This window comes from Streptomyces sp. NPDC002057 (genome assembly GCF_040296665.1).
Taxonomy (GTDB): domain Bacteria; phylum Actinomycetota; class Actinomycetes; order Streptomycetales; family Streptomycetaceae; genus Streptomyces.
This window is the reverse complement of the sequence record NZ_JBEOXR010000083.1, coordinates 1-26862: the sequence shown is the minus strand read 5'-3', so window position 1 is coordinate 26862 and position 26862 is coordinate 1. Positions and strand designations below refer to the sequence as shown.

The following is a 26862-nucleotide window of genomic DNA, read 5'->3' as shown; positions in this document are numbered from 1 at the left end:
ACCCGCCCTGTCTTCCGCGGGCCACCGCTGGCCTGGGTCCCTACCCCCCACCCCCAACCCCTACTCGTGGGCGCCCGGCGCGCCGCCCGGGGGCGCCCCTCCTTCATCGCGTCCCTAGCTGTGCGTACGGAGCAGCGTGCGCATCGTCCGCATCGCGACCGACAGGTTCGCCAGGTCGAAGGTGTCGGAGCCCTGGATCTCCTCCAGGGTGGTCCGGGCGCGGCCCAGGATCGCCGCGTTCCGCTCCTCCCATCCCTTGAACCGCTCCTCCGGGCTCGTCGCGTCGTCCCCGGCCGCCAGGACGTCCGCGGTCAGCGCCGCGTGCGCCGCGAACAGGTCCTCGCGGATCGAGGCGCGGGCCATCGACTGCCAGCGGTCGTCGCGCGGCAGCTCGATGATCCGGTCCATCAGGTCGGTGATCCGCAGCCGGTCGGCCAGGTCGTAGTAGACCTCGGCCACCGCGAGCGGCTCCTTGTCCGTCCGGTCCGCGATCGCGACGATGTCGAGGATCGGGAAGGCGGAGGAGAAGCCGGCGACCCGCAGGGCCAGCTGCTCGGGCACTCCGAACCCGGTCAGCTCCTCCAGGATCGACCGGTACCACTCCAGGTCCGCGCCGCGCAGCAGGTTCGGCAGCTGCGTCCAGACCTCCTCGACGCGGTCGGCGAAGAACTCGATGGTCTCGGTGAGCTGGAGCGGCTGCGGCCGGTTGTTGAGCAGCCAGCGCGTGCCGCGCTCGACGAGCCGGCGGGAGTGCAGCCGCATCCGGGTCTGGATCTCGGCCGGCACCACGTTGTCGAGCGACTCGACGGCGTCCCAGACCTGGCCGAGGCGGAAGACGACACGGGCGGCGGTCTGTGCCCGGACGATCTCCTCGATCGACGCGCCGGTCTCCTCGCGGAGGCGGTGCAGGAAGGTCGAGCCACCGGCGTTGACGGTGTCGTTGACCAGGACGGTCGTGATGATCTCGCGGCGCAGGGCGTGGTTGTCGACGGCCTCGGTGAACTTCTCGCGCAACAGCGTCGGGAAGTACGCGTGGAGGAGCCCGCGCAGGTACGGGTCGTCCGGCAGCTCCGTACCGATCAGCTCGTCGGCCACCGTGATCTTGGTGTACGCGAGGAGGACGGCGAGCTCCGGCTGGCTCAGGCCCCGGCCGTTGTTGAGCAGCTCGCGGATCTGCCGGTCGTTCGGCAGGAACTCCAGGGAGCGGTCGAGGGCCCCGTCGCGGCCCAGGCGGCGCATGAACCGCTGGTGGGCGTGGAGGAGGGACGGCGACTGGGCGACGGCGTTGGCCAGGGCCGTGTTCTGCGCGTAGTTGTTGCGCAGCACGAGCGTGCCGACCTCGTCGGTCATCTCCGCGAGGATCTTGTTGCGCTGCTTGACGGTCATGTCGCCCTCGGCGACGAGCCCGTTGAGCAGGATCTTGATGTTGACCTCGTGGTCGGAGGTGTCGACGCCGGCGCTGTTGTCGATGGCGTCGGTGTTGACCTTGCCGCCCTCGCCCACGGGGCCGCCGGTGCGGGCGAACTCGATGCGGCCCAGCTGGGTCGCGCCGAGGTTGCCGCCCTCGCCGATGACCTTGGCGCGCACGTCCTGGCCGTCGACGCGGATGGCGTCGTTGGCCTTGTCGCCGACATCGGCGTTCGACTCGGCCGCGGACTTGACGTACGTGCCGATGCCGCCGTTCCAGAGCAGGTCGACGGGGGCGTGGAGCACGGCCTTCATCAGCTCGGCCGGGGTCATCTTGGTGACGCCGTCCTCGATCCCGAGGGCGGCCCTGACCTGCGCGTTGACCGGGATCGACTTGGCGCTGCGGGGGTGGATGCCACCGCTGGCGGAGAGCAGCGCCGGGTCGTAGTCGGCCCAGGACGAGCGGGGCAGCTCGAAGAGGCGGCGGCGCTCGGCGTACGAGACGGCCGCGTTCGGGTTGGGGTCGATGAAGATGTGCCGGTGGTCGAAGGCGGCGACCAGGCGGATGTGCTCGGAGAGCAGCATGCCGTTGCCGAAGACGTCGCCGGACATGTCACCGACGCCGACGACCGTGAAGTCCTCGCTCTGTGTGTCGTGCCCCAGCTCGCGGAAGTGGCGCTTGACGGACTCCCAGGCGCCGCGGGCGGTGATGCCCATGCCCTTGTGGTCGTAGCCGGCGGAGCCGCCGGAGGCGAAGGCGTCGCCGAGCCAGAAGCCGTAGGCCTGGGCGACCCCGTTGGCGATGTCGGAGAAGGTCGCGGTGCCCTTGTCGGCGGCGACCACGAGGTACGTGTCGTCCTCGTCGTGGCGGACGACGTCGACCGGCGGCACGACCTCGCCCGCGACGAGGTTGTCGGTGATGTCGAGGAGCGCCGAGATGAACGTCTTGTAGCTCTCGATGCCCTCGGCGAGCCAGGCGTCGCGGTCCACGGACGGGTCCGGGAGCTGCTTGGCGACGAAGCCGCCCTTGGCGCCGACCGGCACGATGACGGTGTTCTTCACCATCTGCGCCTTGACCAGGCCGAGGATCTCGGTACGGAAGTCCTCGCGGCGGTCAGACCAGCGCAGACCGCCTCGGGCGACCTTGCCGAAGCGCAGGTGGACGCCCTCGACGCGCGGCGAGTACACCCAGATCTCGAAGGCCGGGCGGGGCGCGGGGAGGTCGGGGATGGCCTGCGGGTCGAACTTCATCGACACGTAGGCGTGCGGCTTCCCGTCCTCGGCGGTCTGGAAGAAGTTGGTCCGCAGGGTGGCCTTGATGACGGTGAGGAAGGAGCGCAGGATGCGGTCCTCGTCCAGGCTCGCGACCTGGTCGAGGGCGGCGTCGAGCTCTTCGAGGAGCGCGTCGATCAGCTCGGTGCCGGCGCGCTGGCGCTCCGGGGCCATCCGGGCCTCGAAGAGGTTGACAAGCAGCCGGGTGGTGTGGACGTTGTTGCGGAGGGTGTCCTCCATGTAGTCCTGGCTGAAGGTCGCGCCGGCCTGGCGCAGGTACTTGGCGTAGGCGCGCAGCACCATCGCCTCGCGCCAGGTGAGCCCGGCGGAGAGGACGAGCGAGTTGAAGTTGTCGTTCTCGGCCTCGCCGGTCCAGGTGGCGGCGAAGGCCTCCTGGAAGCGCTCGCGGGCGTCGTCGCCGAGGTAGTCGCCGCCGTTGCCGGTCGGGAGCGGCATCCGCAGACCGAAGTCGTAGACCCAGGCGCGGGCACGGTCGGCGCAGCGCAGCTCGTAGGGGCGCTCGTCGGTGACCTCGACGCCGAGCCGGTTGAGCACCGGGAGCACGGCGGAGAGGGAGATCGGGTCGCCCGTCTTGTAGATCTTGAAGCGGCGCTCGCCGGGGCCCGCGACGACCGGCTCGTACAGCGAGAGCGCGAAGTCCTTGCCGCTGGTGCGGGCGAGGGCCTCCAGGTGGACCAGGTCGGCGACGGCCGCGCGCGGCGAGTGGTCGGCCTTGTAGCCCTCGGGGAAGGCGTTGCCGTAGCGGCGGAGCAGCTCGGCGGCACGCTCCTCGCCGCACTCGGCGTTCAGCGCCTCGCCGAAGCCGTCGGACCAGGAGCGGGCGGCCTCGACCAGCCGGGCCTCGACGCGGTCGACGTCGGCGTCGGTGAGCTTCGCCAGCTCGGTGCCGGGCTGGACGCGTACGACGAAGTGCAGCCGGGACAGGATCGACTCGGTGTTCCAGGCGGTGAAGTCGACGCTGGTGCCGTTGAGCTCCTCCTTCAGGATGTCGATGATCCGCAGTCGGACGCGGGTCGTGTAGCGGTCGCGCGGCAGGTAGACGAGGGCCGAGTAGTAGCGGCCGTACTCGTCCTGGCGCAGGTAGAGCCGCAGCCGGCGGCGCTCCTGGAGGTACAGGACGCTGGTGACGACGGACTGCAGCTGGTCGGCCGGAGTCTGGAACAGCTCGTCGCGCGGGTACGTCTCCAGGATCTGGAGCAGGTCGCGGCCGTCGTGGCTGTTGGGCGAGAAGCCCGCGCCCGCCAGGACCTCCTGGACCTTGCGCTTGACGACGGGGACCCGGCGGACGGACTCGGTGTAGGCGGCCGAGGAGAACAGTCCGAGGAAGCGGCGCTCGCCGATGACGTTGCCGGCGGCGTCGAACTTCTTCACGCCGATGTAGTCGAGGTACGAGGGGCGGTGCACGGTCGAGCGGCTGTTGGCCTTCGTCAGGATCAGCAGCTTGTGCTCGCGCGCCTTGGCGCGGACGTCCTCGGGCAGTCGGCTGAACGAGGGCGAGACGGGGTGGGCGTGGTGGCCCTCGTCGTCGCCCGAGTGCTGCGGGTCGGAGCGCAGGATGCCGAGGCCGGTGCCGGGGACGGCGGACAGGGCGTCACCGTTGACCAGCTGGTACTCGCGGTAGCCGAGGAAGGTGAAGTGGTCGTCGGCGAGCCAGCGCAGCAGCTCGCGGGCCTCCTCCACCTCGGTCGGCCGCAGGTCGGAGGCGGTGGGCTCGTCCGGGAGGCCCTCGGCGATCCGCAGCGCGGCGTCGCGCATCTTCTCCCAGTCCTCGACCGTCTCGCGGACGTCGGACAGGACGCGCAGCAGGTCGGCGGTGATCTGCTTGAGGTCGGCGCGGTCGGTCTCGCGGTCGATCTCGACGTGGATCCAGGACTCGGTGAGCGCGTCGTGCGGCAGCTCCCCCTGGATCTGCGCCGACAGGACCTCGATGAGCCTGCCGGTGACATCGCGGCGGACGAGGACCTGCGGGTGGATCACGACGTGGATGCCGCGGCCCTGACGTGACAGCTCGTTGGTGACCGAGTCCACCAGGAACGGCATGTCGTCGGTGACGACCTCGACGACGGAGTGGCTGCTTGTCCAGCCGTTCTCCTCGACCGTCGGAGTGTGGACGCGCACGTTCGCGGTGCCCTGCGGACGGTTCTCCGCCAGCCGGTAGTGAGAGAGCGCGGCGCCGAACACGTCGACCGGGTCGCGGTCGCCGAGGTCCTCCGGCGCGGTGTGCAGGTAGTAGCGCTGGAGGTACTCGAGCACCGTGTCCCGGTCCGGGTGCTCCCCGGCACCCTCCGGGCCCGTCGGAAGTCGCCCCCCGACCGGGCTGTGCTCAGCTACCCGAGCGGCCCTTTCGAGCAGCTCGGCCTTGGCTTCGTCCAGCTTGGTCTGCATGTCCTCTGACTCCTGTCGCGCGCCGTTGCGTGACGTCGGTGGAAGAAAGGACACAACGCCTCGACGCGGTGATTCCGGTCGAAGTCGACGTTATGCCCGGATGAGAGATGCCCGGGTCGTTATCGGCCACAGAGAGCGGCGCGCCCGGACGGAGGGGATCGGCGAACGCACGGTCGGCCCGACCGCCGTGGCGGGTCGGGCGGCAGCCGGGGGCTTCACTGCCCCCTCGGCGTATCGCGCTGATCACGGCAAAAGCCTATCGCCCTCGCCCCCCGAACCGTCATGGTCCGTATGTGTACAAAAGAGGGGGTGGAAGTTTGACGTTATGGACAGCGACACATGTCCTCTTGGCAAAACACCGCGCCGACGGCAGCACGTAGGCGAGCATGGGCGCAGCACGGCAGACCGACCATCTGTGATCTGGGAGAGCCATGGCGAAGATCCTGATCGTGACCGGGGACGCGGCGGAGTCGCTGGAGGTGATGTACCCCTACCAGCGGCTGCTCGAAGAGGGCTACGAGGTCGACATCGCGGCCCCGGCCCGCAAGCAGCTCCGGTTCGTCGTCCATGACTTCGAGCCGGGCTTCGACACGTACACCGAGAAGCCCGGCTACACCTGGCCCGCCGACCTGGCCTTCTCGGAGGTCGACCCCGGCGCGTACGTGGCGGTGGTGATCCCGGGCGGCCGGGCGCCGGAGTACCTGCGCAACGACCCGGAGCTCCGCAAGATCCTCAAGTCCTTCTTCGACGCCGACAAGCCGGTGGCCCAGATCTGCCACGGCCCGCTCCTGACGGCGGCGGTCGGCGGCCTGGAGGGCCGCCGGGTCACGGCGTACCCCGCGCTCGAACTCGACATGCAGGCGGCCGGCGCAACCTTCCAGGACAGCGCGGCGGTGGTGGACGGCCTCCTGGTCTCCTCGCGGGCCTGGCCGGACCACCCCACCTGGATGCGCGAGTTCCTCAAGGTCCTCCGCGCCAAGGCCTGACCACCCGCCCACGGACCTGCCCCGGCCGGGCCTGCCGGACGGGCTTCTCCGCCCCGGGCGGGCCCGTCGGGCCAACTCCTCCTGGCGGGCCCGCCGGACCTGCGTCGCCACCCCGGGCGGGGACGCCGGACCGGCCCCGCCCCGGGGCAGGGCCCGTCAGACCAGCTCCTCCGCCACGGCCACGGCCTCCGCGAGCGAGTCCACCACCGGCACGCCCACCCGCTCCAACGACGCCCGACTGTGCGACCCGCCGGTGAACAGCACCGCCTTGGCGCCCACGTGCATCGCCGCCAGCGCGTCGTCCGCCGCGTCGCCGATGACGACGACCCGCTCCGCCGGCACGTCGCCGAGCGCGATCAGGTGCCGCACCATGTGGCCGGACTTCCCGTCCGTCGACGTGTCGACCCGCCCGTCCATGCGGACGAACCGCTCGGCGATCCCGTGCCGCCGCACCAGGGGTATCAGCTCCGCGTGCGGCGCGAGCGAGAGCAGGGACTGGGTGAACCCGGACGCCTGCCGCGCCGCGAGCAGCTCGGCGGCGCCGAGGGTCAGCAGGCAGTCCTCGGCCCGGGCCCAGTAGTGCCGGTGGAAGGCCCCGTCCATGACGGTCCACTCCGCGTCGGTGGGCAGCCGCCCCATGAGCCGCTCGTAGAACTTGGGCACCGGCACCGTGTACAGCTCGCGGTACCGCTCCAGAGTGATCTCCTCGAGCCCGAGCTCGGCGAAGGCGGCGTTCGTCGCCCCGATGACCGCGCCGGTGTCGTCGAGCAGCGTGCCGTTCCAGTCCCAGACCAGGTGTTTTCCGTGCTTCCCCATGGAAAGACGGTACCCGCCGCCCACGACATCGAAGAGCCCCGAGGGCCCTCCGAGCGGGAACGGGGCGGGGGCGGTCGTCAGCCCAGCAGCCCCGGAATCTCCTGCACCCCGAACCACAGCAGTTCATGGTCCTCGGCCCCGTCGACGACGAACTGCGCGTCGTCGTCACCCTGGTCCGCCGCCCCCAGCGCGGCGGCGGCGGCCGTCACGTCCGCCGTCGCGTCGTCCGCGTCGGCGTGCACGGCCGCGGCCTTGGCGAACGGGACGGGCCCGGTGATCCGGACCTCGCCGACGGATCCGGCGTCGAGCCCCCGGTCGGGGTCCGAGGCCGCGTCCTTGTCGGCCACGTCGACGGCGACGACGATCCGGCGCCGGGGCGCCTCGGGGTCGCCGGCCAGGAGGCGCAGGGAGGCGGACGCGGCCCGGTTGAGCGCCGCGTACTCCAGCTCCTCGATGTCGTCGGAGACGTACCACTCGCGCAGGGCGGGGGTGACGGCGTAGGCGGTCAGCGGACCGGTGCCCAGCTCGCCCGCCTTGTGCGCCTGTGCGAGACCGGGGAGGGTCAGGGGGACGTACACGCGCATGGCTGGCCGCTTTCGTAGACGGAGAGGCCCTCAGGATACGTGCGGAGTCCCCCTTCGGGGTGGCCGGCCGACGTCGGCGCCCGTCCACCGCGGGAGGCCCCGCCCGGGACCCCGGAGAGCCGATTTTCCCCCGCGTCACCCGGATAGGTGATTCCGTTTTCGCCCCGCCCCGGCACGGCGAGCTCCTTGCGGCGCCTCCGGGCCCACCCGTACAAGATCCTCAACGGAAAGTTACTGACCGGTATCACTCGGTTACGCAACGACAGGGGCCCGCCATGACCACCACCCTCACGACCGCCGCCCAGGCACCGCAGACGCCGCGGCCGCACCCCTCGACAGCGACCACCCGCCCGAGCACGCCGCGCACCCCCCGCCCCCGCACCGCCCCCGGCGGCCCGGCGGGCACCCGTCCGCGCGGCCCCGCGGGCACCCGCCCCCGCGGCCTCACGCCGCCCCGCGCGCTCCCCCCGCACACCGTCTTCGCCGAGCGTCTGCTCGCCGTGCTGAGCGGGGAGCGGCCGGTCCACTGGATGCTCGGGCACACGGTCGGCGAGGCGTACGAGCAGCTCGTCCGGATCGCCCCGGAGACGCCGCTGCGGTCGCACGGCCCCCGCCCGGTCCTGCGCCGCTGCTCGGTCCAGGTGCACGACGGCCGAGCGGCTGTGGAGGCCTTCGCGACGATCGCCACCGGCCCCCGCGTCCGGGCGATGGCGTTCCGCCTGGAGCGCGGCGCCGACCAGCGCTGGCGCTGCGCGGCCGTGGAACTCGACGGCCTCCACACGACGCCCCACCACGCCTGACGCACGCGTCCCCGACACGCGCGGAACAGACCCGACCAGGGGACCGGCGCCGGCACAGGGCGGGGACACCGGCACGGGCACACGCACAGGCAGGGGCACGGGCACGGGCACACAGGCACAGGCACAGGCACGACGAAGGGGCCGGCCACCCACCGGGCGACCGACCCCTCACCTCGAACCCACCGCGTCAGGCACCCTGCGTCAGGGCCTTCGACGGCGGCGCCTCACTTCTTGCGGCGACGCCCGCCACCGGCGTTCTTCTGCGCCTTGCGACGCTCCGCCCGGGTCATCCCGTCGCCGGAGTCCGCGTCGTCGGAGGCGAAGTCGCCCTCGACGACACCGCCGTCGCCGTCCACGGACGGGGCGGAGAAGTGCAGCCGGTCCGGCCGCTGCGGGGCGTCGAGCCCCTTGGCGCGGATCTCCGGACGCCCGGCGGGAACGGCGTCCTGCTTGTCCAGCGACGGGGCGCTGGCCTGCACCGGGACCTCCTCGACCTGCTGTTCGACCTGGACCTCCAGGTTGAACAGGTAGCCGACGGACTCCTCCTTGATGCCCTCCATCATGGCGGTGAACATGTCGAAGCCCTCGCGCTGGTACTCGACCAGCGGGTCCTTCTGCGCCATGGCGCGGAGGCCGATGCCCTCCTGGAGGTAGTCCATCTCGTAGAGGTGCTCACGCCACTTGCGGTCAAGGACGGAGAGGACCACGCGCCGCTCCAGCTCACGCATGATCTCCGAGCCGAGCTGCTTCTCACGGGCGTCGTACTGCTCGTGGATGTCGCCCTTGATGGACTCGGCGATGAACTCGGCGGTGATGCCCGCCCGGTCCCCGGCCGCGTCCTCCAGCTCCTCCACGGTGACCTTCACCGGGTAGAGCTGCTTGAAGGCGTTCCACAGACGGTCGAGGTCCCACTCCTCCGCGAAGCCCTCGGCGGTCTCCTGGCGGATGTAGTCGTCGATCGTGTCGTCCATGAAGTGCTGGATCTGCTCGTGCAGGTCCTCGCCCTCCAGGACGCGGCGGCGCTCGCCGTAGATGACCTGGCGCTGCCGGTTGAGGACGTCGTCGTACTTCAGGACGTTCTTGCGCGTCTCGAAGTTCTGCGTCTCGACCTGCGACTGGGCGGAGGCGATGGCGCGGGTGACCATCTTGTTCTCGATCGGCACGTCGTCCGGCACGTTGGCCATGGCCATCACGCGCTCGACCATCTGCGCCTTGAACAGGCGCATCAGGTCGTCACCGAGCGAGAGGTAGAAGCGGGACTCGCCGGGGTCGCCCTGACGGCCGGAACGACCGCGCAGCTGGTTGTCGATACGGCGGGACTCGTGGCGCTCGGTGCCGAGCACGTACAGCCCGCCGAGGTCCTTGACCTCCTCGAACTCCGCCTTCACGGCCTTCGCGGCGCGCTCCAGGGCGGCGGGGAGGGCGGCGGCCCACTCCTCGACGTGGTCGACCGGGTCCAGACCCGCCTGGCGCAGCTCGGCCTCGGCGAGGTCGTCCGGGTTGCCGCCGAGCTTGATGTCCGTACCGCGACCGGCCATGTTGGTGGCGACGGTGACGGCGCCGCGGCGGCCGGCCTGGGCGACGATGCTGGCCTCGCGGTCGTGGTGCTTCGCGTTGAGCACCTCGTGCTGGACACCGCGCTTGGAGAGCTGCTGCGAGAGGTACTCGGACTTCTCGACGGAGGTCGTGCCGACCAGGATCGGCTGACCCTTCTCGTGCTTCTCCGCGATGTCGTCGACGACGGCGGCGAACTTGGCGACCTCGGTCCGGTAGATCAGGTCGGACTGGTCCTTGCGGATCATCGGCCTGTTCGTGGGGATCGGGACGACGCCCAGCTTGTAGATCTGGTGGAACTCGGCGGCCTCGGTCATGGCCGTACCGGTCATGCCGGAGAGCTTCGAGTACAGCAGGAAGAAGTTCTGCAGGGTGATCGTGGCGAGGGTCTGGTTCTCGTCCTTGATCGCCACCCCTTCCTTCGCCTCGATCGCCTGGTGCATGCCCTCGTTGTAACGGCGGCCGGCGAGGATACGACCGGTGTGCTCGTCGACGATCATGACTTCGCCGTCCATGACGACGTAGTCCTTGTCCTTCTTGAACAGCTCCTTCGCCTTGATGGCGTTGTTCAGGTAGCCGACGAGCGGGGTGTTCACCGACTCGTAGAGGTTGTCGATGCCGAGCCAGTCCTCGACCTTGGCGACACCGGCCTCGTGGATGGCGACGGTGCGCTTCTTCTCGTCGACCTCGTAGTCGCCGGTCTCCTCGATGCCCTTGAGCTGGTTGCCCGGCTCGCCCTTGGAAAGTCGGGTGACGAGCTTGGCGAAGTCGCCGTACCACTTCGTCGCCTGGTCGGCCGGGCCGGAGATGATCAGCGGCGTACGGGCCTCGTCGACGAGGATGGAGTCGACCTCGTCGACACAGGCGAAGTTGTGGCCGCGCTGGACGAGCTCGTCCTTGGACCACGCCATGTTGTCGCGCAGGTAGTCGAAGCCGAACTCGTTGTTCGTGCCGTACGTGATGTCGCAGCCGTACTGCTCACGGCGCTGGGCCGGGGTCATGTTGGCGAGGATGCAGCCGATGGTCAGACCCAGGAAGCGGTGGACCCGGCCCATGAGCTCGGAGTCGCGCTCGGCCAGGTAGTCGTTGACCGTGATCAGGTGCACGCCCTTGCCGGAGAGCGCGTTGAGGTACGCCGGGAGGGTACCGACGAGGGTCTTGCCCTCACCGGTCTTCATCTCGGCGACGTAGCCGAGGTGGAGCGCGGCGCCACCCATCAGCTGGACGTCGTAGTGGCGCTGACCGAGAACACGCTTGGCGGCCTCGCGCACCGTCGCGAAGGCCTCGGGCATCAGGTCGTCGAGGCTCTCGCCGTCGGCGAACCGCTGCTTGTACTCATCGGTGAGCGCCCGCAACTCGGCGTCGGAGAGGTTGACGAAGTCCTCTTCGATGGAGTTGACCTGGTCCGCGATGCGGTGCAGTTTGCGCAGGATCTTTCCTTCGCCTGCACGCATGAGCTTGTTGAAGACGGACACTGAGGCTGGTCTCCTTGCCGGTCGGGCCTGGCACTGGGTCTTGTCATGGACGCGAGCGCGGGCACGGCAGGTGGTCCCCACCGCAACGGCCATCGTAAGCGAGACCGCCCGCGCGACGGGAGGCCCACAGTGCCGGAGCCGTACGTCCGCCCGGAAAGAGAACGCACGAGGTGGGCGGAAGGTGCCGCACCACCCGAAAAGTGTTCGCTTCCGCTCCGGCAGGTCTCCACAATCCACGCATGGATCCGATCACCCTCACCACCGACCGCCTGCGGCTGCGCAGCTTCGTCCCCGAAGACGCCGACGCCGTGCACGCCATCTGCCAGGACCCCGACATCCGGCGCTGGACCACCGTCCCCGACCCCTACACCCCCCAGGACGCCGACTTCTTCCTGAACCGGCTGGTGGTCGACGGCTGGCGCGAGGACACCGAGTACGTCTTCGCCGTCGAGCCGCTGGCCGGCGGCCCGTTGCTCGCCTCGGCCTCGCTCAGCAGCCGCGGCGACGGCGCCTGGGAGGTCGGCTACTGGCTGGCCGGGGAGCACCGCGGCCACGGCTACATGACGGAGGCCGTCCGGGCCCTCGCCCACTGGGCCTTCACCGGGCTCGGCTGCGTCCGCCTGGTGTGGCGCGCCGAGGTCGGCAACACCGGCTCGCGCGCGGTGGCCGAGCGGGTCGGCTTCGTCATGGAGGGCCTCCAGCGCGCCGCCCTGCCCAACAAGGGCACGCTCCGCGACGGCTGGGTCGCCGGCCTGCTCCCCTCCGACTTCGGCCTCCCGAGCGCGCTGCCGTACCTCCCGGCCCGCGACCTGCCCGCCCGGCCCTGAACGAAGGGCTCCCGGCACCCGCCCCCGGTGCCGGATCCCGCCGCAGACCCCGGCACCGGCTGTCAGTGCCGGGGCCTAGGGTGCGGTCCATGACGACTGTGCCGCGCCCCGCCGCCGAACTGTCCGCCGACGACGCCCGCAGGATCGCGCTGCGCGCCCAGGGCTTCCTGGGTGCGCCCGACCGGCGCGCCGGAGTGCGCGGAGTGCTGCGCGGACTCGGGCAGGTCCAGCTCGACACGATCTCCGTCCTCGCCCGCTCGCACGAGCTCATTCCGTACGCGCGCCTGGGCGCCGTCGGCCGTACGACGGTCGAGGAGGCCTACTGGACCGGCTCCCACGCCTTCGAGTACTGGTCGCACGCGGCCTGTGTGCTGCCCGTCGAGGAGTGGCCGCACTTCGCCTTCCGCCGGCGCGCCTACCGCGACCGCCCGCACTGGGGCCACGAACTGTCGGCCGGGGCGTACGACAAGGTGATCGACCAGCTGCGGACCGAGGGCCCGAGGACGGCGACCGAGCTGGGCGGCGCGAAGAACAAGGGCGAGTGGTGGGACTGGTCCGACGCCAAGATCGCCGTCGAGCGGGCGCTGATGTACGGCGAGGTGGTCGTGGTCGAGCGGCGCGGCTGGAAGCGGGTGTACGACCTGGCCGAGCGGGCGATCCCGCGGACCCTGCTCCATGACGACCTGGACGACACGGAGTGCGTACGACGGCTCGTCCGGCAGGCGGGCGAGGCGCTGGGCGTGGGCACGCGCGCGGACATCGCCGACTACCACCGGCTCAAGGGCGAGCAGTTCGACGCGGTGGTCGAGGCGGCGGGCCTGGTGCCGGTCACGGTGGCGGGCTGGGGGAAGCCCGCCTGGGCGGACCCCGCGGCGCTGGCCTCGGAGCCGCGCGGCCGGCACCGTACGACCCTGCTGTCGCCGTTCGACTCGCTGGTCTGGGAGCGGGCCCGCACGGAGCGGATCTTCGGTTTCACCCACCGCCTGGAGGCGTACGTGCCGAAGCAGAAGCGGGTGCACGGCTACTTCGCGATGCCGGTCCTCGCCGGTGGCCGTCTGGTCGGCCGGGTGGACCCGGCGCGGGAGGGCACGACGCTCGTCGCCCGTCAGGTCACGCTCGACGGCCCGAAGGCCGTGCCCGCGGTGGCACAGGCGCTGCGCGAGGCCGCCGAGTGGGTGGGCTGCGACGCGGTGTCGGTGGTCCCGGACCGGGTCAACCACCCGGAACTCGCCCCGGAACTGGCACGCGCCCTGAGCTGAACCGCCCCGAGCCCCGGGCTGGCCCACCGGCCCGGGCTCCCGGCCCGGGCTCCCGGCCCGACGTCTCCCGGCCCGACGTCTCTCGGCCCGACGACTCCGGGGCCGGCGGCTCCCGGCTCCGTGACGGGCCAACGTCTACCGGCTCCCGGCGCTAGCGGATCTCGAGGATCTTCTCCCGCATCGCGTAGACCACGGCCTCCATCCGGGAGTGGAGCTGAAGCTTCTCCAGGATGTTCCGGACGTGGTTCTTCACGGTGTTCTCGGAGATGAAGAGTTCCTTCGCGATGTCCCGGTTGTTCATCCCGGTCGCGACGAGCTTGAGGACCTCCAGCTCGCGGTCGGTCAGCCGGGGCGCGGGCACGAGCCGGCGCTCGTCGGTGCGCTGGATCATCGACTTGAACTCGGTGAGGAGCTTCGACGCCATCGAGGGGCTGATCTGCGACTGCCCGTCCGCGACCGCGCGGATGGCCGTCGCGACCTCGTCGGTGGAGATCTCCTTGAGCAGGTAGCCGGTGGCCCCCGCCTTGATGGCCTCGTAGAGGTCGGCCTCCTCGTCGCTGATCGTCAGCATGATGATCTTCGCGCTGGGGGCCACCTCCTTGATGGAGGTGCAGGCCTCGATGCCGCCGCGCCGGGGCATCCGGACATCCATCAGGACGATGTCGGGCAGCAGGTCGGCCGCCTTGTCGACGGCCTCGGCCCCGTCACCGGCCTCCCCGACGACCTGGATGTCCTCCTCCTGCGCGAGGACGATCTCCAGCCCGCGGCGGAAGAGGGCATGGTCGTCCACGACCAGGACCCTGATCGGCTCTTTGCGGAATGCACCGCTGTCCGAATCGGGTCCTTCCGAGATCGCACCACCGTGCTCACGCCCGCTGAGCACCGGCCCGAAGCTGTCCGCCATCGTTCCTCCCCCTGAAGGCCGTGGCCTGAATTCGTTTCCGGTCCCCCAACCCGTACTCAGGGAGCACCGGTTGGCGTGCACGCCATGATTTCATGCCCCGGCGGCGATGGCGTGTTCCCGTGGGCGCACGGGGGTGCCCCTGGGGGCGCGAAGGGCGCTCCAGGGGCACCGCGAGGGGTGATGGAGGAGTGGGGCGATGCGGGGCGGGCCGGCCGTCAGCCGCCGAGTGCACCGCCGGCACCGCCGCCCTCGGCAAGCGGGTCGCTCTCCAGGTGGATGACGCCGTAGTCGTAGGCGTGTCGGCGGTAGACGACGCTCGGCTGCTTCGTGTCGGAGTCGACGAAGAGGTAGAAGTCGTGCCCGACCAGCTCCATCTCGTAGAGCGCCTGGTCGAGCGTCATCGGCGCGGCCCCGTGGGTCTTCTCGCGGACCACCAGCGGGCCCTCGCCCTGGACTTCGATCGAGCCCATCATCGTGGTGGGCACCTTGTCGGTCTCGTCGGCGACGAGCTGGCCGTCCCCGTCGAGCTGGGCGGCGCCGGGCACCACGTCCCCGACCTCCGCCGCCGAAAGCCTGCCGTTTCCACGGCGGGTGTACCGCTTGTCGTGCTGCTTGCGCAGGCGCGCCTCCAGCTTGTCGCTGGCGAGGTCGAGCGCTGCGTACGGGTCGGCCGCAGCGGCTTCGGCCCGGATCACCGGGCCTCGGGAGTGGAGGGTGATCTCCACACGGTCGGACCTGTCTGCCTGCCGCGGGTTGTGTTCCTTGGACACCTCGACGTCGAGGCTGATCACCTTGCCGTCGAGCTTCTGGATCTTCTCCAGCTTCAGCTTCTCGGCCACGTGCTTGCGGAACCGCTCGGGCACCTCGGTCTTGCGGCCCTTGACGACGATGTCCACGCAGAACTCCGTTCCCGGATCGCCCGGATCGGCTCCCTGGCCGCCGGGCATCTCCCTTTGCACCACACTCCGGTGGATTACCGGAGCTCGGACTTGGCGACTTCACCTCCTCCTCCCCAGTCGACAAGATCCCCACCCCATCGACAAGAGGTTAATTCGCCCTGAACTCCTGTCCCTGGGCGCAACCATGTATTCGTCGAGGCGATGGCTTTCACCATTCCTCACAACCGAACATAGCCCCTTCGGACGGGTGTCGGCACCCGCTACCGCGACATACCTCCGGACGGGTGCTTTCACCTCTCACCACCTGCAACGATCCAAGTTCCTGACGAGTTCCGGTTTATTTCGAACGAAGCGGGAGAGGATGCGATCACAGCCGCCACACGCTGTTCGAATCCGCGCTGCGCCGAACTGTCCGGTAAGCCGTGCGGTATTCCAGGAATGAACGAACGGTGTACGGCTCCGAGGGCGCGCGCGGCCTCCGCCAGCGAGGCTCCGGTGGTCATCAGGTCGTCCACGAGGACCACCCGCCCCGCCCCGAGCAGCCGTTCGCCGCCCGGCACCACCTCCAGCGCGCCGGAGAGGTTCGCGAGCCTCCCGCGCGCCGTGAGACCCGCCTGGTCCGCCACGTACCTCCGCTGCCGCAGCACGGGCACGACCCGCGCGTGACGCCCCGCGCACCGGAGCCGGGCCGCCGCGGCCAGCGCGATCCGCCGCGTCGGATCGTGGCCACGCGCCCGCACGGAGCGCCGCGAGGACGGCACCGGCACCAGGAGCAGCGGGAGCGCCTCGGGGCCCTCCACGCCCCCTGCGGCGGCCTCCACGGCGACGGCCAGGGCTCCGCCCAGGGGCCGGGCGAGCGGGAGCGCGCCGCGTTCCTTGTGGGCGAGGAGCAACTCCCGCACGGCGTCGGCGTACGGCGCGACGGCATGGACCACCGGCAGCCCGGCCGGCTCGGGCGAGGGCCGCACCCTGCGCGGCCCCTCACCGTCCCCGGTCAGCGCGTCCCGGCACGAAGGGCACACCTCGGTGCGCGGCCTGCCGCAGCCTCCGCAGGCGACCGGCAGCACCAGCCCGGCGATCTCGCGCCACCACCCCCGCATGGCTCCACTGTGCGCCCTCCCGGAGCCACCGGCCACCCCTGTGGAAAACCACCTCGGGACGCACCTCAGTACGTCAGGTACGCGCTTCCCGCCCACGCTCGGTGGACGGGGCACGCAGCCCGGGTGGAGGGGGCCTATCCCGGGTAGACGGGCGAGGTGCCCGTCTTGACCACCGGCTGCCAGTTCGCGCCCGGCGCCAGTCGGACGATGCCGTCGTTGCCGGAGTCCGCGACCACCGGTGCCGTGTCCTCGTGCGGCGCGGCGACCGAGGTCACCCCGTTCAGCCCGGGGAGCACCGCGGTCGCCGAGGTGGAGCCGTCCGTCTGGAGGTAGCGGATCTGCTGCACGCCGCCCGCCTCCCTGCCGACCACCACGAGCCGGCTCGGACCCGCCCAGGAGACGGCCGTGACCGACTCCATCCGGGGCGCGGCGGGCTGGAGGTCGAGCACGGAGACGACCGGTTCCTCACCCGAGGTCTGCCGCTGGACCCGGCCGATCTGCAGGGTCGTGTCCCCGTCGCGGGTGACCACCAGGGCGATCCGGACCCCGTCGGCGGAGACCCGCAGCGATTCGATCCGCGCGTCGTCCTCCAGCCAGGGCGTCCTCACCTTGACGGGGGTCCCGATGCCGTCGGGCACCATCCACAGCTGGGGCGCGGCGGGATCACGGTCGGCCACCCACAGGTCGCCCCGGCCGTCCCAGCTGGGCGCGGACAGCCGGTCGGTGGGCTTGGCGGCCTTGCTGCTCAGGATCGCCGGCGGCAGTTCCTGCTCCGTGGTGATCGAGGAGACGAACAGGTCGCGGCCGGTCTCCCCCACCCCGGCGGCGCGGGTCTCGCCCCGGTCGACGGCGACCGACCTGAGCCGCGTCGGGCCCTTGCCGAGCGGGCCGGGCACCTCGGTGGGCGCGTTCGCCCCCTTGTCCCCGACGTCCAGCGTCATCAGCTTGTGCTGCTCGTCGACGAAGTACGGGCTCTCGTCCCCGTCCGTGTTCCGCACCGCGGCGAACTCGGCCGCCTGCCCCTTGCCCAGCCTGCACAGCGGCTGGCCGCTCGCCTTCTGGAGCTCCACCTGCTCGACGCGGACGGAGGTCAGGTCGCCCAGCGTGAACAGCAGCTGCGCCGCCATCCGCCGGCACGGCTGGCCGCCCACCTGGTCCGCCTTGGCGTTGAGCGGCACCTTGAGGGTGGACTGGTCGTCGGTGGTGAGGGTGGTGACGCCCTTCTTCAGCTCCGTACCGGAGGGGAAGCTGGAGTCGACGGCGGGCTTGAGCCAGTTCGTCGGGCCTTCGAGGAGCGCCTTGACCGTCTGCGTCACCGGGTCCATCCGGGTGACCGGGTCCTGGCGCTGCCGGATGTAGACCGGGTCGGCGACGACCCAATCCTCCCCGGAGGCGAAGTAGTACTTGTTGACCGAGCGGTAGTTGCGCAGGAAATCGGCCTCGCCGAGCACCAGCCCGGGCGGGAGGCTGTCGATGCGCCACTCCTTGCCGCCCTTGCCGTTGCCGCTGGGCTGCTGCACGACGTGGATCGTCTGCAGGTAGTTGGCGGGGCTGATCGGCTGGTACGCGTGGCGGGCGTCGACGGTCGCGATCTTGCGGCCCGAGAGCGGGTAGGCGCGGCCCTGGTTCTCGGGGTCGGCGTTGCGGTCGGCCTGGTCGCGGTTGGGCGCCGTGGTGAGCACGGTGATGCTCTGCTCCGGCTTCCAGGTCTGCGCGGCCTGCTTCGTGAGGTACTTGCGGGCGGTGGCGAAGCCGGGGTCGTCACTGGTCATGGCTTCGAGGAAGCCGTCGACGATCTCGTCCGGGTCGGCGTTCTCCCGGGGTGCGACGGCGTAGACCCGGACCTGCGAGTCGCCCTGGTTGGACCCCTTGACCGGCTGGGCCTCCCCGCTGTCGGGCATCGTCGCGCACCCGGTCACCAGGAGCCCGCCGCACGCGGCGAGTACCACCGCGCGCCTCCCCCGTCCCCGCCCCACGAGCCCCTCTCGGGAATCAGCGCCCACGTGTCCCGTCCTCCCGCTCCGCGTTCCCGTTGCCTCCGGCCGTCACCGGCCCCGCCCCACCGCCGTCGCCGTCCGGCACTCCTCGCCCCACGACCCGTGCCCCGCTGCCGGGCAGCGCCGTCGGGTCGACGGTCGCGTGCGACGGCGCGGGCAGCCTCGGCGGCACGGACAGCTGCGGCCGGTCGCCGGCCGGCTGCGCGGGCACCGCCGTCAGGCGGGCACTCTCCTGGGCGCGCCCCGCGGCCGCCTGCTCACGGTTGCGCCGCGAGTCCTCGGGCTCCAGGGGTATCGGAGAGCCCCGCAACGGCTCGTCCGCGGTACGCGGCAGGGTCAGCCGGAACTGTGAACCGCCACCGGGCTCGCCCCAGGCCTGGAGCCAACCGCCGTGCAGCCGGGCGTCCTCGACGGCGATCGACAGGCCGAGGCCGGTACCGCCGGTGGTGCGCGCGCGGGCGGGGTCGGCGCGCCAGAAACGGTTGAAGACACGGGTCGCCTCGCCCGGCTTGAGGCCGACGCCGTAGTCGCGGACGGCGACGGCGACGGCGCCACCGGCGGCTGCCAGCTTCACCACCACGTCGCGGCCCTCACCGTGCTCGACGGCGTTGACGACGAGGTTGCGCAGCACCCGCTCGACCCGGCGGGCGTCCGCCTCGGCCACCACGGGCTGCTTGTCGCCCACGACCACGATCCGGGTTCCCTTGCGCTCGGCGAGGGGCTCGGCGCCGCCGATGACCCGGCGCACGACCTGGCGCAGGTCTATCGGCTCCGCTTCGAGGGCCGCCGCGCCCGCGTCGAAGCGGCTGATCTCCAGGAGGTCGGAGAGCAGCGACTCGAAACGGTCGAGCTGATCGCCGAGGAGTTCGGCGGAACGCGCGGTGATCGGGTCGAAGTCGACACGGGCCTCGTGGATGACGTCGGCGGCCATCCGGACCGTGGTCAGCGGGGTACGGAGCTCGTGCGAGACGTCCGAGACGAACCGCCGCTGCATCCGCGACAACTCCTCCAGCTGCTGGATCTTGAGCTGGAGGTTCTGCGCCATCTTGTTGAAGGCCTCGCCGAGCCGGGCGATGTCGTCCTCGCCGGTGACCTTCATGCGTTCCTGGAGCCGCCCGGCGGAGAGCCGCTCGGCGATCCCGGCGGCCATCCGTACCGGCGTGACGACCTGGCGCACCATGAGCCAGGCGATGGCGCCGAGCAGCACCATGACGAAGAGCCCGGCGGTCGCCAGAGTCCCCTTGACCAGGGTGAGGGAGTCCTCCTCCTGGGTCAGCGGGAAGAGGTAGTACAGCTCGTACTGGGTTCCCTCGGCGTCGTTCAGCCGCTTGCCGATCACCAGGCCGGCCTCGGACGGCTTGCCGCTCGTGTAGTGGATGCTGGTGAACTTCTGGAAGGTGTCCGTGCCCTGGGCCACGTAATGCCGCAGCTCGGCCGGGATGCTCGTGATCGGGTCGACCTCGCCGGAGGCGCGTACGCCCCGGCTCGCGGTGTCACCGGTGTCGAGCGAGAGCGCGACCACGTTGAACGCGCTCTGGCCGCCACTGGCCAGCTGCTCGACGAGCGAGGAGCGCCAGTTCACGGAGGAACCGGCCCGCGCGCCGTCCTGCTGACCGGGCGCGGAGGCGGTGGCCGCCGCCCTGTCCTGGGCGGCGGAGAACCCTCCGGCGGCCTGGCTCTGGGCGGCCTTCTCCTTCGCGTCGAGCAGACCGTTGCGGACCTGGCCGATGACGACCAGGCCGAGCAGGAGGACGACGCCGAGGGACATCAGCAGGGTGCCTGCGACGATCCGCAGCTGGATGTTCCGCCGCCACAGCCGCATGGCGGGCAGCAACGGCCTGCGCACCCAGCGCGCGAAGAGGCGGAGGACCGGGCCGCCGCGCGCCCTGTCCCGGAACAGCCGTCCGCCCCGTGGCAGACGGCCGGAACGCGAGCCCCCCCGCCTCGGTCCGGCAGCCCGCCCCGTACGGACTCCCGGGTCCCCGGGCTTCGGAGCAGTACTGCCTTCGCTCATGTCAGCTCGGTCCCGCCTTGTAACCGACGCCACGGACGGTCACCACGATCTCCGGACGCTCGGGGTCCTTCTCGACCTTCGAGCGCAACCGCTGGACGTGCACGTTCACCAGCCGGGTGTCGGCCGCGTGCCGGTAGCCCCACACCTGCTCCAGCAGGACCTCACGGGTGAAGACCTGCCACGGCTTGCGCGCGAGCGCGACGAGCAGGTCGAACTCCAGCGGGGTCAGGGCGATGGACTGCCCCTCCCGCTTCACGGAGTGCCCCGCCACGTCGATGACCAGGTCACCGATGGTGAGCTGCTCGGGCGCCGGCTCCTCGGACCGCCGCAGCCGCGCCCGGATACGGGCGACGAGCTCCTTCGGCTTGAACGGCTTGACGATGTAGTCGTCGGCCCCCGACTCCAGACCCACGACCACGTCGACCGTGTCGCTCTTCGCGGTCAGCATGACGATCGGCACACCCGACTCGGCCCTGATCAGGCGGCACACCTCGATGCCGTCCCTCCCGGGCAGCATCAGGTCGAGCAGCACCAGGTCAGGCTTGGCCTCCCGGAATGCGGCAAGCGCCTTGTCACCGTCCGCGACGAACGACGGCTCGAACCCTTCACCCCGCAGCACAATGCCGAGCATCTCGGCCAGTGCGGTGTCGTCGTCGACGACAAGAACGCGTCCCTTCATATCGACATCATCCCATTAGCCAATCGTTACCTGCCGTGACCTGCCCCACAGCGTCTCCCTCAGCCCGGACCGCGATCTCGTCGACGGCGGCCCGCTCGGCCCGCCACCGCACGGTTCGCGCGTGATGATCGGGTGTCCGCACAGTGTGCAGCCTGCCGCCCACACAATGAAGGTCCGGACGAAGCTACGAAGGAGAAGGCCGCTCCCGCCCACAGGCGGGCCCCGCGTGGCACGATGGCACCCGGCCCGCCGCCGTGTCAGGTGTCGGCCGCCGTGACCGAGCCGGTTCGCCGATCCGGCACCGCGACCATTCCTCCGAGGTGGACGACCGTGAACGACACTCCGGGCTGGACCTCGCCCGGATCCGCCCCCTCCGACGACCAGAACGGCTCCGGGATCCCCCGGCCCACCGCTCCGTCCGACGCGAACGGCTCCGCCCCCCAGTGGTCCAAGGACCAGCCGCCCGCCGGCCAGTGGTCCCCGCCGACCGGCCAGACTCCGCCCCAGGCACCCGACCAGGGCCAGGGCCGGGGATGGGGCGCACCGCCCCCGAACCCCCAGTGGGGCAGGCCGCCGGCCGCGAAGCCCGGTGTCATCCCGCTGCGCCCGCTGGGCATGGGCGAGATCCTCGACGGCTCGGTGAAGACCCTCCGCGCCTACTGGCGCACGGTCCTCGCGATCACGGTCACGGTCGCGGTGATCTCCCAGATCGCCGACATACTGGCCCAGCGGTATCTCGTCCCCGAGGCCCCTGCGCCGAGCGCGGACGCCACCCCCGCCGAGGCGCTGGAGCAGTCCCTCGAAGCCGCCCAGTCGTCCCTCATCGGCCTGGGCCCGGCCCTGCTCGTGACGCTCATGGCGTCGCTGTTCAGCGCCGCCCTGCTGACCGTCGTCATCAGCCGCGCCGTCCTCGGCCGTCCGGTCTCGCTGGGTTCCGCCTGGCAGGAGGCCCGGCCGCGTCTGCTCCAGCTCGTCGGCCTGACCCTGCTGCTCGCCGCTCTGAGCGCCGGCGTCGTCCTCGTCGGTCTCCTCCCCGGTCTCCTGATCGGCGGCTCCGCCGGCGTGGCCCTGACCCTCCTCGGCGGCCTCGGCTCCCTGGTGGCCGCCGTCTGGCTGATGATCCGCTTCAGCCTCGCCTCCCCCGCGCTGATGCTGGAGCGCCGGGGCGTGATCCAGTCCCTGAAGCGCTCGGCCAAGCTGGTGCAGGGCGCGTGGTGGCGGATCTTCGGCATCACCCTCCTCACCCAGCTGCTGATCTTCCTGTTCGCGATGATCATCGCGATCCCGTTCACGATCCTCGGCATCGCGGTCGACGGCGACGGCTTCTCCGGCCTGCTCGAAGGCTCGTCCACCACCTTCGGCTGGTCGTTCCTGATCATCACGGGCATCGGCGGCGTCATCACCAGCGCGATCACCTACCCGATCTCCGCCGGCGTGACGGTCCTGCTCTACGTGGACCAGCGCATCCGCCGCGAAGCCCTGGACCTCGAACTGGCACGGGCCGCGGGACTCCCCGGCTACGGCCCCACACCGGGCGACCAGACCGCCGGAGGCTGATGCCGTGACGGTCACGGGGGGAATGACCACGGCACCGGCGCGCCTCCGCGCCGACAGCGACGTACCGGTGGACATCTCCCGTGACGCCGCCCGCGAGGCGGCGGAACGGGAACTGTCCGATCCGAAGTACCACGAGAACGACCCGAACCTCCTCCAGCGCGGCCTCGACCGCTTCTGGGAGTGGGTCGGCGACCTCTTCGCCGCCGCCTCCGGGGCCACCCCGGGCGGCGTCCTCGGCATCGTCGTGGTGGTCCTCCTCGTGGCCGCCGCGGTCGCCGCCCTCTGGTGGCGCCTCGGCACCCCCCGGCGGGCGCCCGGCTCCACCGCTGACTCCCTCTTCGCGGACGGCCCGCGCACCGCCCGGGACCACCGGGCCGCCGCAGCCCGCCACGCCTCCGCCGGCCGCTGGAACCAGGCGGTCCAGGAACGGACCCGGGCCATCGTGCGCTCCCTCGAAGAACGCACCCTCCTCGACCCCCGCCCCGGCCGCACCGCCGACGAGGCCGCCGCCGAGGCGAGCCGCTCGCTGCCCTCCCACGCGGACGAACTGCGCCTCGCGGTCCGCACCTTCGACGACGTCACATACGGCGGCCGCACTGCCGACGAAGCCGCGTACCGCCGCGTCGAGGAGCTCGACACCGTCCTGGAACGGACCCGCCCCACCCTCCACAATGCCTCCACGGGAACCCCCGCATGAGCCGCCGGGCCACCACCTCGACCGCCCCCTCCGCCCGCCAGGTCTGGGCCCGGTCCCGCGGCGCGGCCCTCGTCCTCGCCCTGGTCCTCATCGGCGGGATCGTCCTCGCGACCGTCCGCTCCGGCGACTCCCACGGAGCCCTCGACCCCCGCTCCGCCGACCCCCACGGCAGCCTGGCCGTCGCCGAACTCCTCAAGGCCCGTGGCGTCACCCTCACTCTCGCCACCACCCTCGACGAGGCCACGACCGCGACCGACACCGGTTCGACCCTTCTGGTCACCACACCCGACCTCCTGACGGAGGCCCAGCAGTCCCGACTGCGCGAGGTCGTCACCGGATCCGCCGGCCGCACCGTCCTCATCGGCGCCGGCGAACCCTCCCTCACGACTCTCGCCCCGGACGTCACCAGCGCGACCAGCACCTCCGTGGAGAACCGCACCCCCTCCTGCACACTGGCCGCCGCCACACGCGCCGGCAGCGTCGACCTCGGCGGCGAGCGCTACCGCACCGCGCCCGGCACCCGCGCCGAAGGCTGCTACCCCTCCGACGGTCTGCCGACCCTGGTCCGCCTCCCCGGCCCCGACACCACCGACACCGTCCTCCTCGGCTCGCCGGACATCCTCTACAACAACCGTCTCGACCAGCAGGGCAACGCCTCCCTCGCCCTGCAACTCCTCGGCTCCCGGCCCCATCTCGTCTGGTACCTCCCCTCCCTGACCGACGACTCCGCCACCGCCGACACCCCCGCCGACTCCACGACGGGCAACTTCCTCGCCCTCATCCCCTCCGGCTGGCTGTGGGGCACGCTCCAACTCGCGATCGCGGCCCTGCTCGCCGCCCTCTGGCGCGCCCGCCGTCTCGGCCCCCTCGTGACAGAGCGTCTCCCCGTCGCCCTCCGCGCCTCCGAGGCCACCGAGGGCCGCGCCCGCCTCTACCGCAAGGCGAACGCCCGCGACCGCGCCGCCTCCGTCCTGCGCACCGCGTCCCGCACCCGGATCGCCCCTCTCCTCGGCGTCCCCCTCCAGGACGCCCACTCCTCCGAACGCCTCCTCCCCGCGCTCTCCGCCCGTCTCCCCGAGACCACCGCGGACCCCGGGACCCTCCTCTTCGGCCCCACCCCCGCCGACGACGCCACTCTCATCCGCCTCGCGGACCAACTCGACGCCCTCGAAAGAGAGGTACGCACCTCATGAGCGCCCCGACCCCCGAGACCGCTACGACCTCGGACAGCGCCCGCGCCTCCCTGGAGGCCCTGCGCACCGAGATCGCGAAGGCCGTGGTCGGCCAGGACCCCGCCGTCACCGGTCTCGTCGTGGCCCTGCTCTGCCGGGGACACGTCCTCCTCGAAGGTGTCCCGGGCGTCGCGAAGACCCTGCTGGTCCGTTCACTCGCCGCGACCCTCGAACTCGACACCAAGCGAGTCCAGTTCACCCCCGACCTGATGCCGAGCGATGTCACCGGCTCACTGGTCTACGACACCCGGACCTCCGAGTTCTCCTTCCAGCCCGGCCCGGTCTTCACCAATCTCCTCCTCGCCGACGAGATCAACCGCACGCCCCCGAAGACCCAGTCCTCCCTCCTGGAGGCGATGGAGGAACGTCAGGTCACGGTCGACGGCACCCCGCGCCCCCTGCCCGAACCCTTCCTGGTCGCCGCCACCCAGAACCCCGTCGAGTACGAGGGCACCTACCCTCTCCCCGAGGCCCAACTGGACCGATTCCTACTGAAGCTGACGGTCCCTCTGCCCACCCGCGCGGACGAGATCCAGATCCTCACCCGTCACGCCGAGGGCTTCGACCCCCGCGACCTCAAGGCCGCCGGCATCCGCCCCGTCGCGGGCCCCGCCGAACTCGAAGCCGCCCGGAACGCCGTCTCCAAGGTCTCGGTCTCCCCCGAGATCACCGGCTATGTCGTCGATATCTGTCGTGCCACGCGTGAATCCCCCTCACTCACGCTCGGGGTCTCTCCCCGAGGCGCCGCCGCCCTGCTCTCCACCGCCCGCGCCTGGGCCTGGCTCACCGGCCGGGACTACGTCACCCCGGACGATGTGAAGGCCCTCGCTCTCCCCACCCTGCGACATCGCATCCACCTGCGGCCCGAGGCCGAGATGGAGGGAGTCACCCCCGACTCCGTCATCAACTCGATCCTCGCCCACGTCCCCGTACCCCGCTGAGAACGGCGCCCCATGGCCCTCACCGGACGAACCGCGCTGCTCGCCGCCCTCGGATCGCTCCCCGTCGGCATCCTCGCCCCCAGCTGGGCGGGGATGCTCGCGGTGAACGCGCCCCTCTCCCTCGCAATTCTGTGCGACTACGCCCTGGCCGCGCCAGTACGAACGCTCCAATTCACCCGAAGTGGTGATACATCCGTTCGACTCGGTGACGCGGCGGACATCCACCTCACCGTCACCAACCCCTCCCGCCGCCGCCTCCGCGCCCAGCTCCGCGACGCGTGGCCGCCCAGCAGCTGGCTCCCGGGCACCGAACAGGGCGCCTCACGCCACCGTCTGACAGTCCCGGCCGGCGAGCGTCGTCGCCTCACCACGAGGCTCCGCCCGACCCGCCGCGGCGACCGCCACGCCGAACGGATCACGGTCCGCTCCTACGGCCCTCTCGGCCTCGCCGCCCGCCAGGGCAATCACGAGGTCCCGTGGACCGTCCGCGTCCTGCCGCCCTTCACCAGCCGCAAGCACCTGCCGTCCCGACTGGCCCGGCTCCGCGAACTCGACGGCCGCACCAGCGTCCTGACACGCGGTGAGGGCACGGAGTTCGACAGCCTCCGCGAGTACGTCCCCGGCGACGACACCCGCTCGATCGACTGGCGTGCCACCGCCCGCCAGACCACGGTCGCCGTCCGCACCTGGCGCCCGGAACGCGACCGCCACATCCTGATCGTCCTTGACACCGGCCGGACGTCGGCCGGCCGCGTCGGCGACGTCCCCCGCCTGGACGCCTCCATGGACGCGGCCCTCCTGCTCACCGCGCTCGCCTCGCGCGCGGGTGACCGCGTGGACCTTCTGGCCTACGACCGCCGTCTCCGCGCCCAGGTCCAGGGCCGCTCGGCCGGCGACGTCCTGCCCGCCGTGGTCAATGCCCTCGCCCCGCTCGAACCGGAGCTCGTGGAGACCGACGCCCGCGGCCTGGCCGCGACGGCCCTCGCCCGCGCTCCCCGTCGCTCCCTGATCGTCCTCCTGACGACCATGGACGCGGCTCCGATCGAAGAGGGCCTCCTCCCCGTCCTGCCCCAGCTCGCCCAGCGCCACACGGTCCTGCTGGCCTCCGTCTCCGACCCCCACATCGCCCGTATGGCCGAGACCCTCGGCTCGATCGAGGGCGTCTACGAGGCAGCGGCGGCCGCTCAGACCCGGTCCCAGCGCTCCCGCACCGCGGAACAGCTCCAGCGCCACGGCGTCACCGTCGTCGACGCGACCCCCGACACCCTGGCCCCCGCCCTGGCCGACGCCTACCTCGCCCTGAAAGCAGCCGGCCGCCTCTGACCACGGGCGAGGAAACAACCCTCTCCGGGAGGGCTTCCGGCCCGTAAACGCAGAAAAGCCCCGCACCATGAGGTGCGGGGCTTTCCCACAATGATTGTTCGGCGGCGTCCTACTCTCCCACAGGGTCCCCCCT

At 71.6% G+C, this 26862-nt stretch carries 19 protein-coding genes; 9 read left to right on the top strand and 10 right to left on the bottom strand.

Annotated elements, in window-relative coordinates; all coding sequences use genetic code 11:
• Positions 1–114: 114 nt before the first annotated feature.
• Positions 115–5085: an NAD-glutamate dehydrogenase gene (locus ABT129_RS36340; RefSeq protein WP_351910244.1), complete on the bottom strand. Its 4971-nt coding sequence runs from the start codon at positions 5083–5085 to the stop codon at positions 115–117.
• Between the two features lie 431 nt (positions 5086–5516).
• On the opposite strand from ABT129_RS36340, the gene ABT129_RS36335 reads away from it, so the two are divergent.
• Positions 5517–6071: a DJ-1/PfpI family protein gene (locus ABT129_RS36335; protein WP_351910243.1), complete on the top strand. Its 555-nt coding sequence runs from the start codon at positions 5517–5519 to the stop codon at positions 6069–6071.
• Between the two features lie 156 nt (positions 6072–6227).
• On the opposite strand, the gene ABT129_RS36330 is transcribed toward ABT129_RS36335, so the two are convergent.
• Positions 6228–6887, bottom strand: a complete 660-nt coding sequence (locus tag ABT129_RS36330) for an HAD family hydrolase (protein WP_351910242.1) — start codon at positions 6885–6887, stop codon at positions 6228–6230.
• A gap of 77 nt (positions 6888–6964) precedes the next feature.
• On the bottom strand, positions 6965–7471 hold the full coding sequence (locus tag ABT129_RS36325) for a DUF6912 family protein (protein WP_351910240.1): 507 nt from the start codon (positions 7469–7471) through the stop codon (positions 6965–6967).
• Between the two features lie 275 nt (positions 7472–7746).
• Here ABT129_RS36325 and ABT129_RS36320 point away from each other — a divergent pair, with 275 nt between their 5' ends.
• Positions 7747–8271: an Rv3235 family protein gene (locus ABT129_RS36320; RefSeq protein WP_351910238.1), complete on the top strand. Its 525-nt coding sequence runs from the start codon at positions 7747–7749 to the stop codon at positions 8269–8271.
• Between the two features lie 224 nt (positions 8272–8495).
• On the opposite strand, the gene secA is transcribed toward ABT129_RS36320, so the two are convergent.
• Entirely contained in the window at positions 8496–11300 is a 2805-nt protein-coding gene (gene secA / locus ABT129_RS36315) for a preprotein translocase subunit SecA (RefSeq protein WP_351910236.1), read from the bottom strand.
• A 239-nt stretch (positions 11301–11539) separates the two neighbouring features.
• Here secA and ABT129_RS36310 point away from each other — a divergent pair, with 239 nt between their 5' ends.
• Together ABT129_RS36310 and ABT129_RS36305 are read left to right on the top strand one after the other, a co-directional pair.
• Positions 11540–12127 (top strand): GNAT family N-acetyltransferase, encoded by a 588-nt coding sequence (locus tag ABT129_RS36310; protein ID WP_351910234.1) that lies wholly within the window; start codon positions 11540–11542, stop codon positions 12125–12127.
• Between the two features lie 89 nt (positions 12128–12216).
• Positions 12217–13386, top strand: a complete 1170-nt coding sequence (locus ABT129_RS36305) for a winged helix-turn-helix domain-containing protein (RefSeq protein WP_351910232.1) — start codon at positions 12217–12219, stop codon at positions 13384–13386.
• Positions 13387–13537: 151 nt separating this feature from the next.
• On the opposite strand, the gene ABT129_RS36300 is transcribed toward ABT129_RS36305, so the two are convergent.
• The 6 genes from ABT129_RS36300 to mtrA all read right to left on the bottom strand — a co-directional run bounded on the left by ABT129_RS36300 (position 13538) and on the right by mtrA (position 20979).
• The gene (locus ABT129_RS36300) at positions 13538–14290 is read right to left on the bottom strand and encodes a response regulator (RefSeq protein ID WP_351910230.1); all 753 of its coding nucleotides are present in this window, start codon (positions 14288–14290) and stop codon (positions 13538–13540) included.
• A 215-nt stretch (positions 14291–14505) separates the two neighbouring features.
• Entirely contained in the window at positions 14506–15186 is a 681-nt protein-coding gene (gene hpf, locus ABT129_RS36295) for a ribosome hibernation-promoting factor, HPF/YfiA family (RefSeq protein WP_502982027.1), read from the bottom strand.
• A 293-nt stretch (positions 15187–15479) separates the two neighbouring features.
• Entirely contained in the window at positions 15480–16289 is an 810-nt protein-coding gene (locus ABT129_RS36290) for a ComF family protein (RefSeq protein WP_351910226.1), read from the bottom strand.
• A 134-nt stretch (positions 16290–16423) separates the two neighbouring features.
• Entirely contained in the window at positions 16424–18292 is a 1869-nt protein-coding gene (locus ABT129_RS36285) for an LpqB family beta-propeller domain-containing protein (protein ID WP_502982026.1), read from the bottom strand.
• Complete coding sequence (gene mtrB / locus ABT129_RS36280; protein ID WP_351910223.1) at positions 18282–20300, bottom strand: MtrAB system histidine kinase MtrB; 2019 nt, start codon at positions 20298–20300, stop codon at positions 18282–18284. Before mtrB ends, ABT129_RS36285 begins: the two co-directional genes overlap by 11 nt.
• A 1-nt stretch (position 20301) precedes the next feature.
• Positions 20302–20979: a two-component system response regulator MtrA gene (mtrA, locus tag ABT129_RS36275; RefSeq protein WP_003968748.1), complete on the bottom strand. Its 678-nt coding sequence runs from the start codon at positions 20977–20979 to the stop codon at positions 20302–20304.
• Positions 20980–21309: 330 nt separating this feature from the next.
• On the opposite strand from mtrA, the gene ABT129_RS36270 reads away from it, so the two are divergent.
• From ABT129_RS36270 to ABT129_RS36250, 5 genes are read left to right on the top strand one after another with little or no spacing between them, the layout of a single operon-like run.
• Complete coding sequence (locus tag ABT129_RS36270) at positions 21310–22536, top strand: DUF7847 domain-containing protein (RefSeq protein ID WP_351910221.1); 1227 nt, start codon at positions 21310–21312, stop codon at positions 22534–22536.
• Between the two features lie 4 nt (positions 22537–22540).
• Positions 22541–23233: a DUF4129 domain-containing protein gene (locus ABT129_RS36265; protein ID WP_502982025.1), complete on the top strand. Its 693-nt coding sequence runs from the start codon at positions 22541–22543 to the stop codon at positions 23231–23233.
• A complete protein-coding gene (locus ABT129_RS36260) occupies positions 23230–24426 on the top strand; it encodes a DUF4350 domain-containing protein (RefSeq protein ID WP_351910217.1) in 1197 nt (398 codons plus the stop codon). Before ABT129_RS36265 ends, ABT129_RS36260 begins: the two co-directional genes overlap by 4 nt.
• Positions 24423–25406 (top strand): AAA family ATPase, encoded by a 984-nt coding sequence (locus ABT129_RS36255; protein WP_351910215.1) that lies wholly within the window; start codon positions 24423–24425, stop codon positions 25404–25406. Before ABT129_RS36260 ends, ABT129_RS36255 begins: the two co-directional genes overlap by 4 nt.
• Before the next feature lie 12 nt (positions 25407–25418).
• Positions 25419–26729 (top strand): DUF58 domain-containing protein, encoded by a 1311-nt coding sequence (locus ABT129_RS36250; RefSeq protein ID WP_351910213.1) that lies wholly within the window; start codon positions 25419–25421, stop codon positions 26727–26729.
• Positions 26730–26862: the final 133 nt, after the last annotated feature.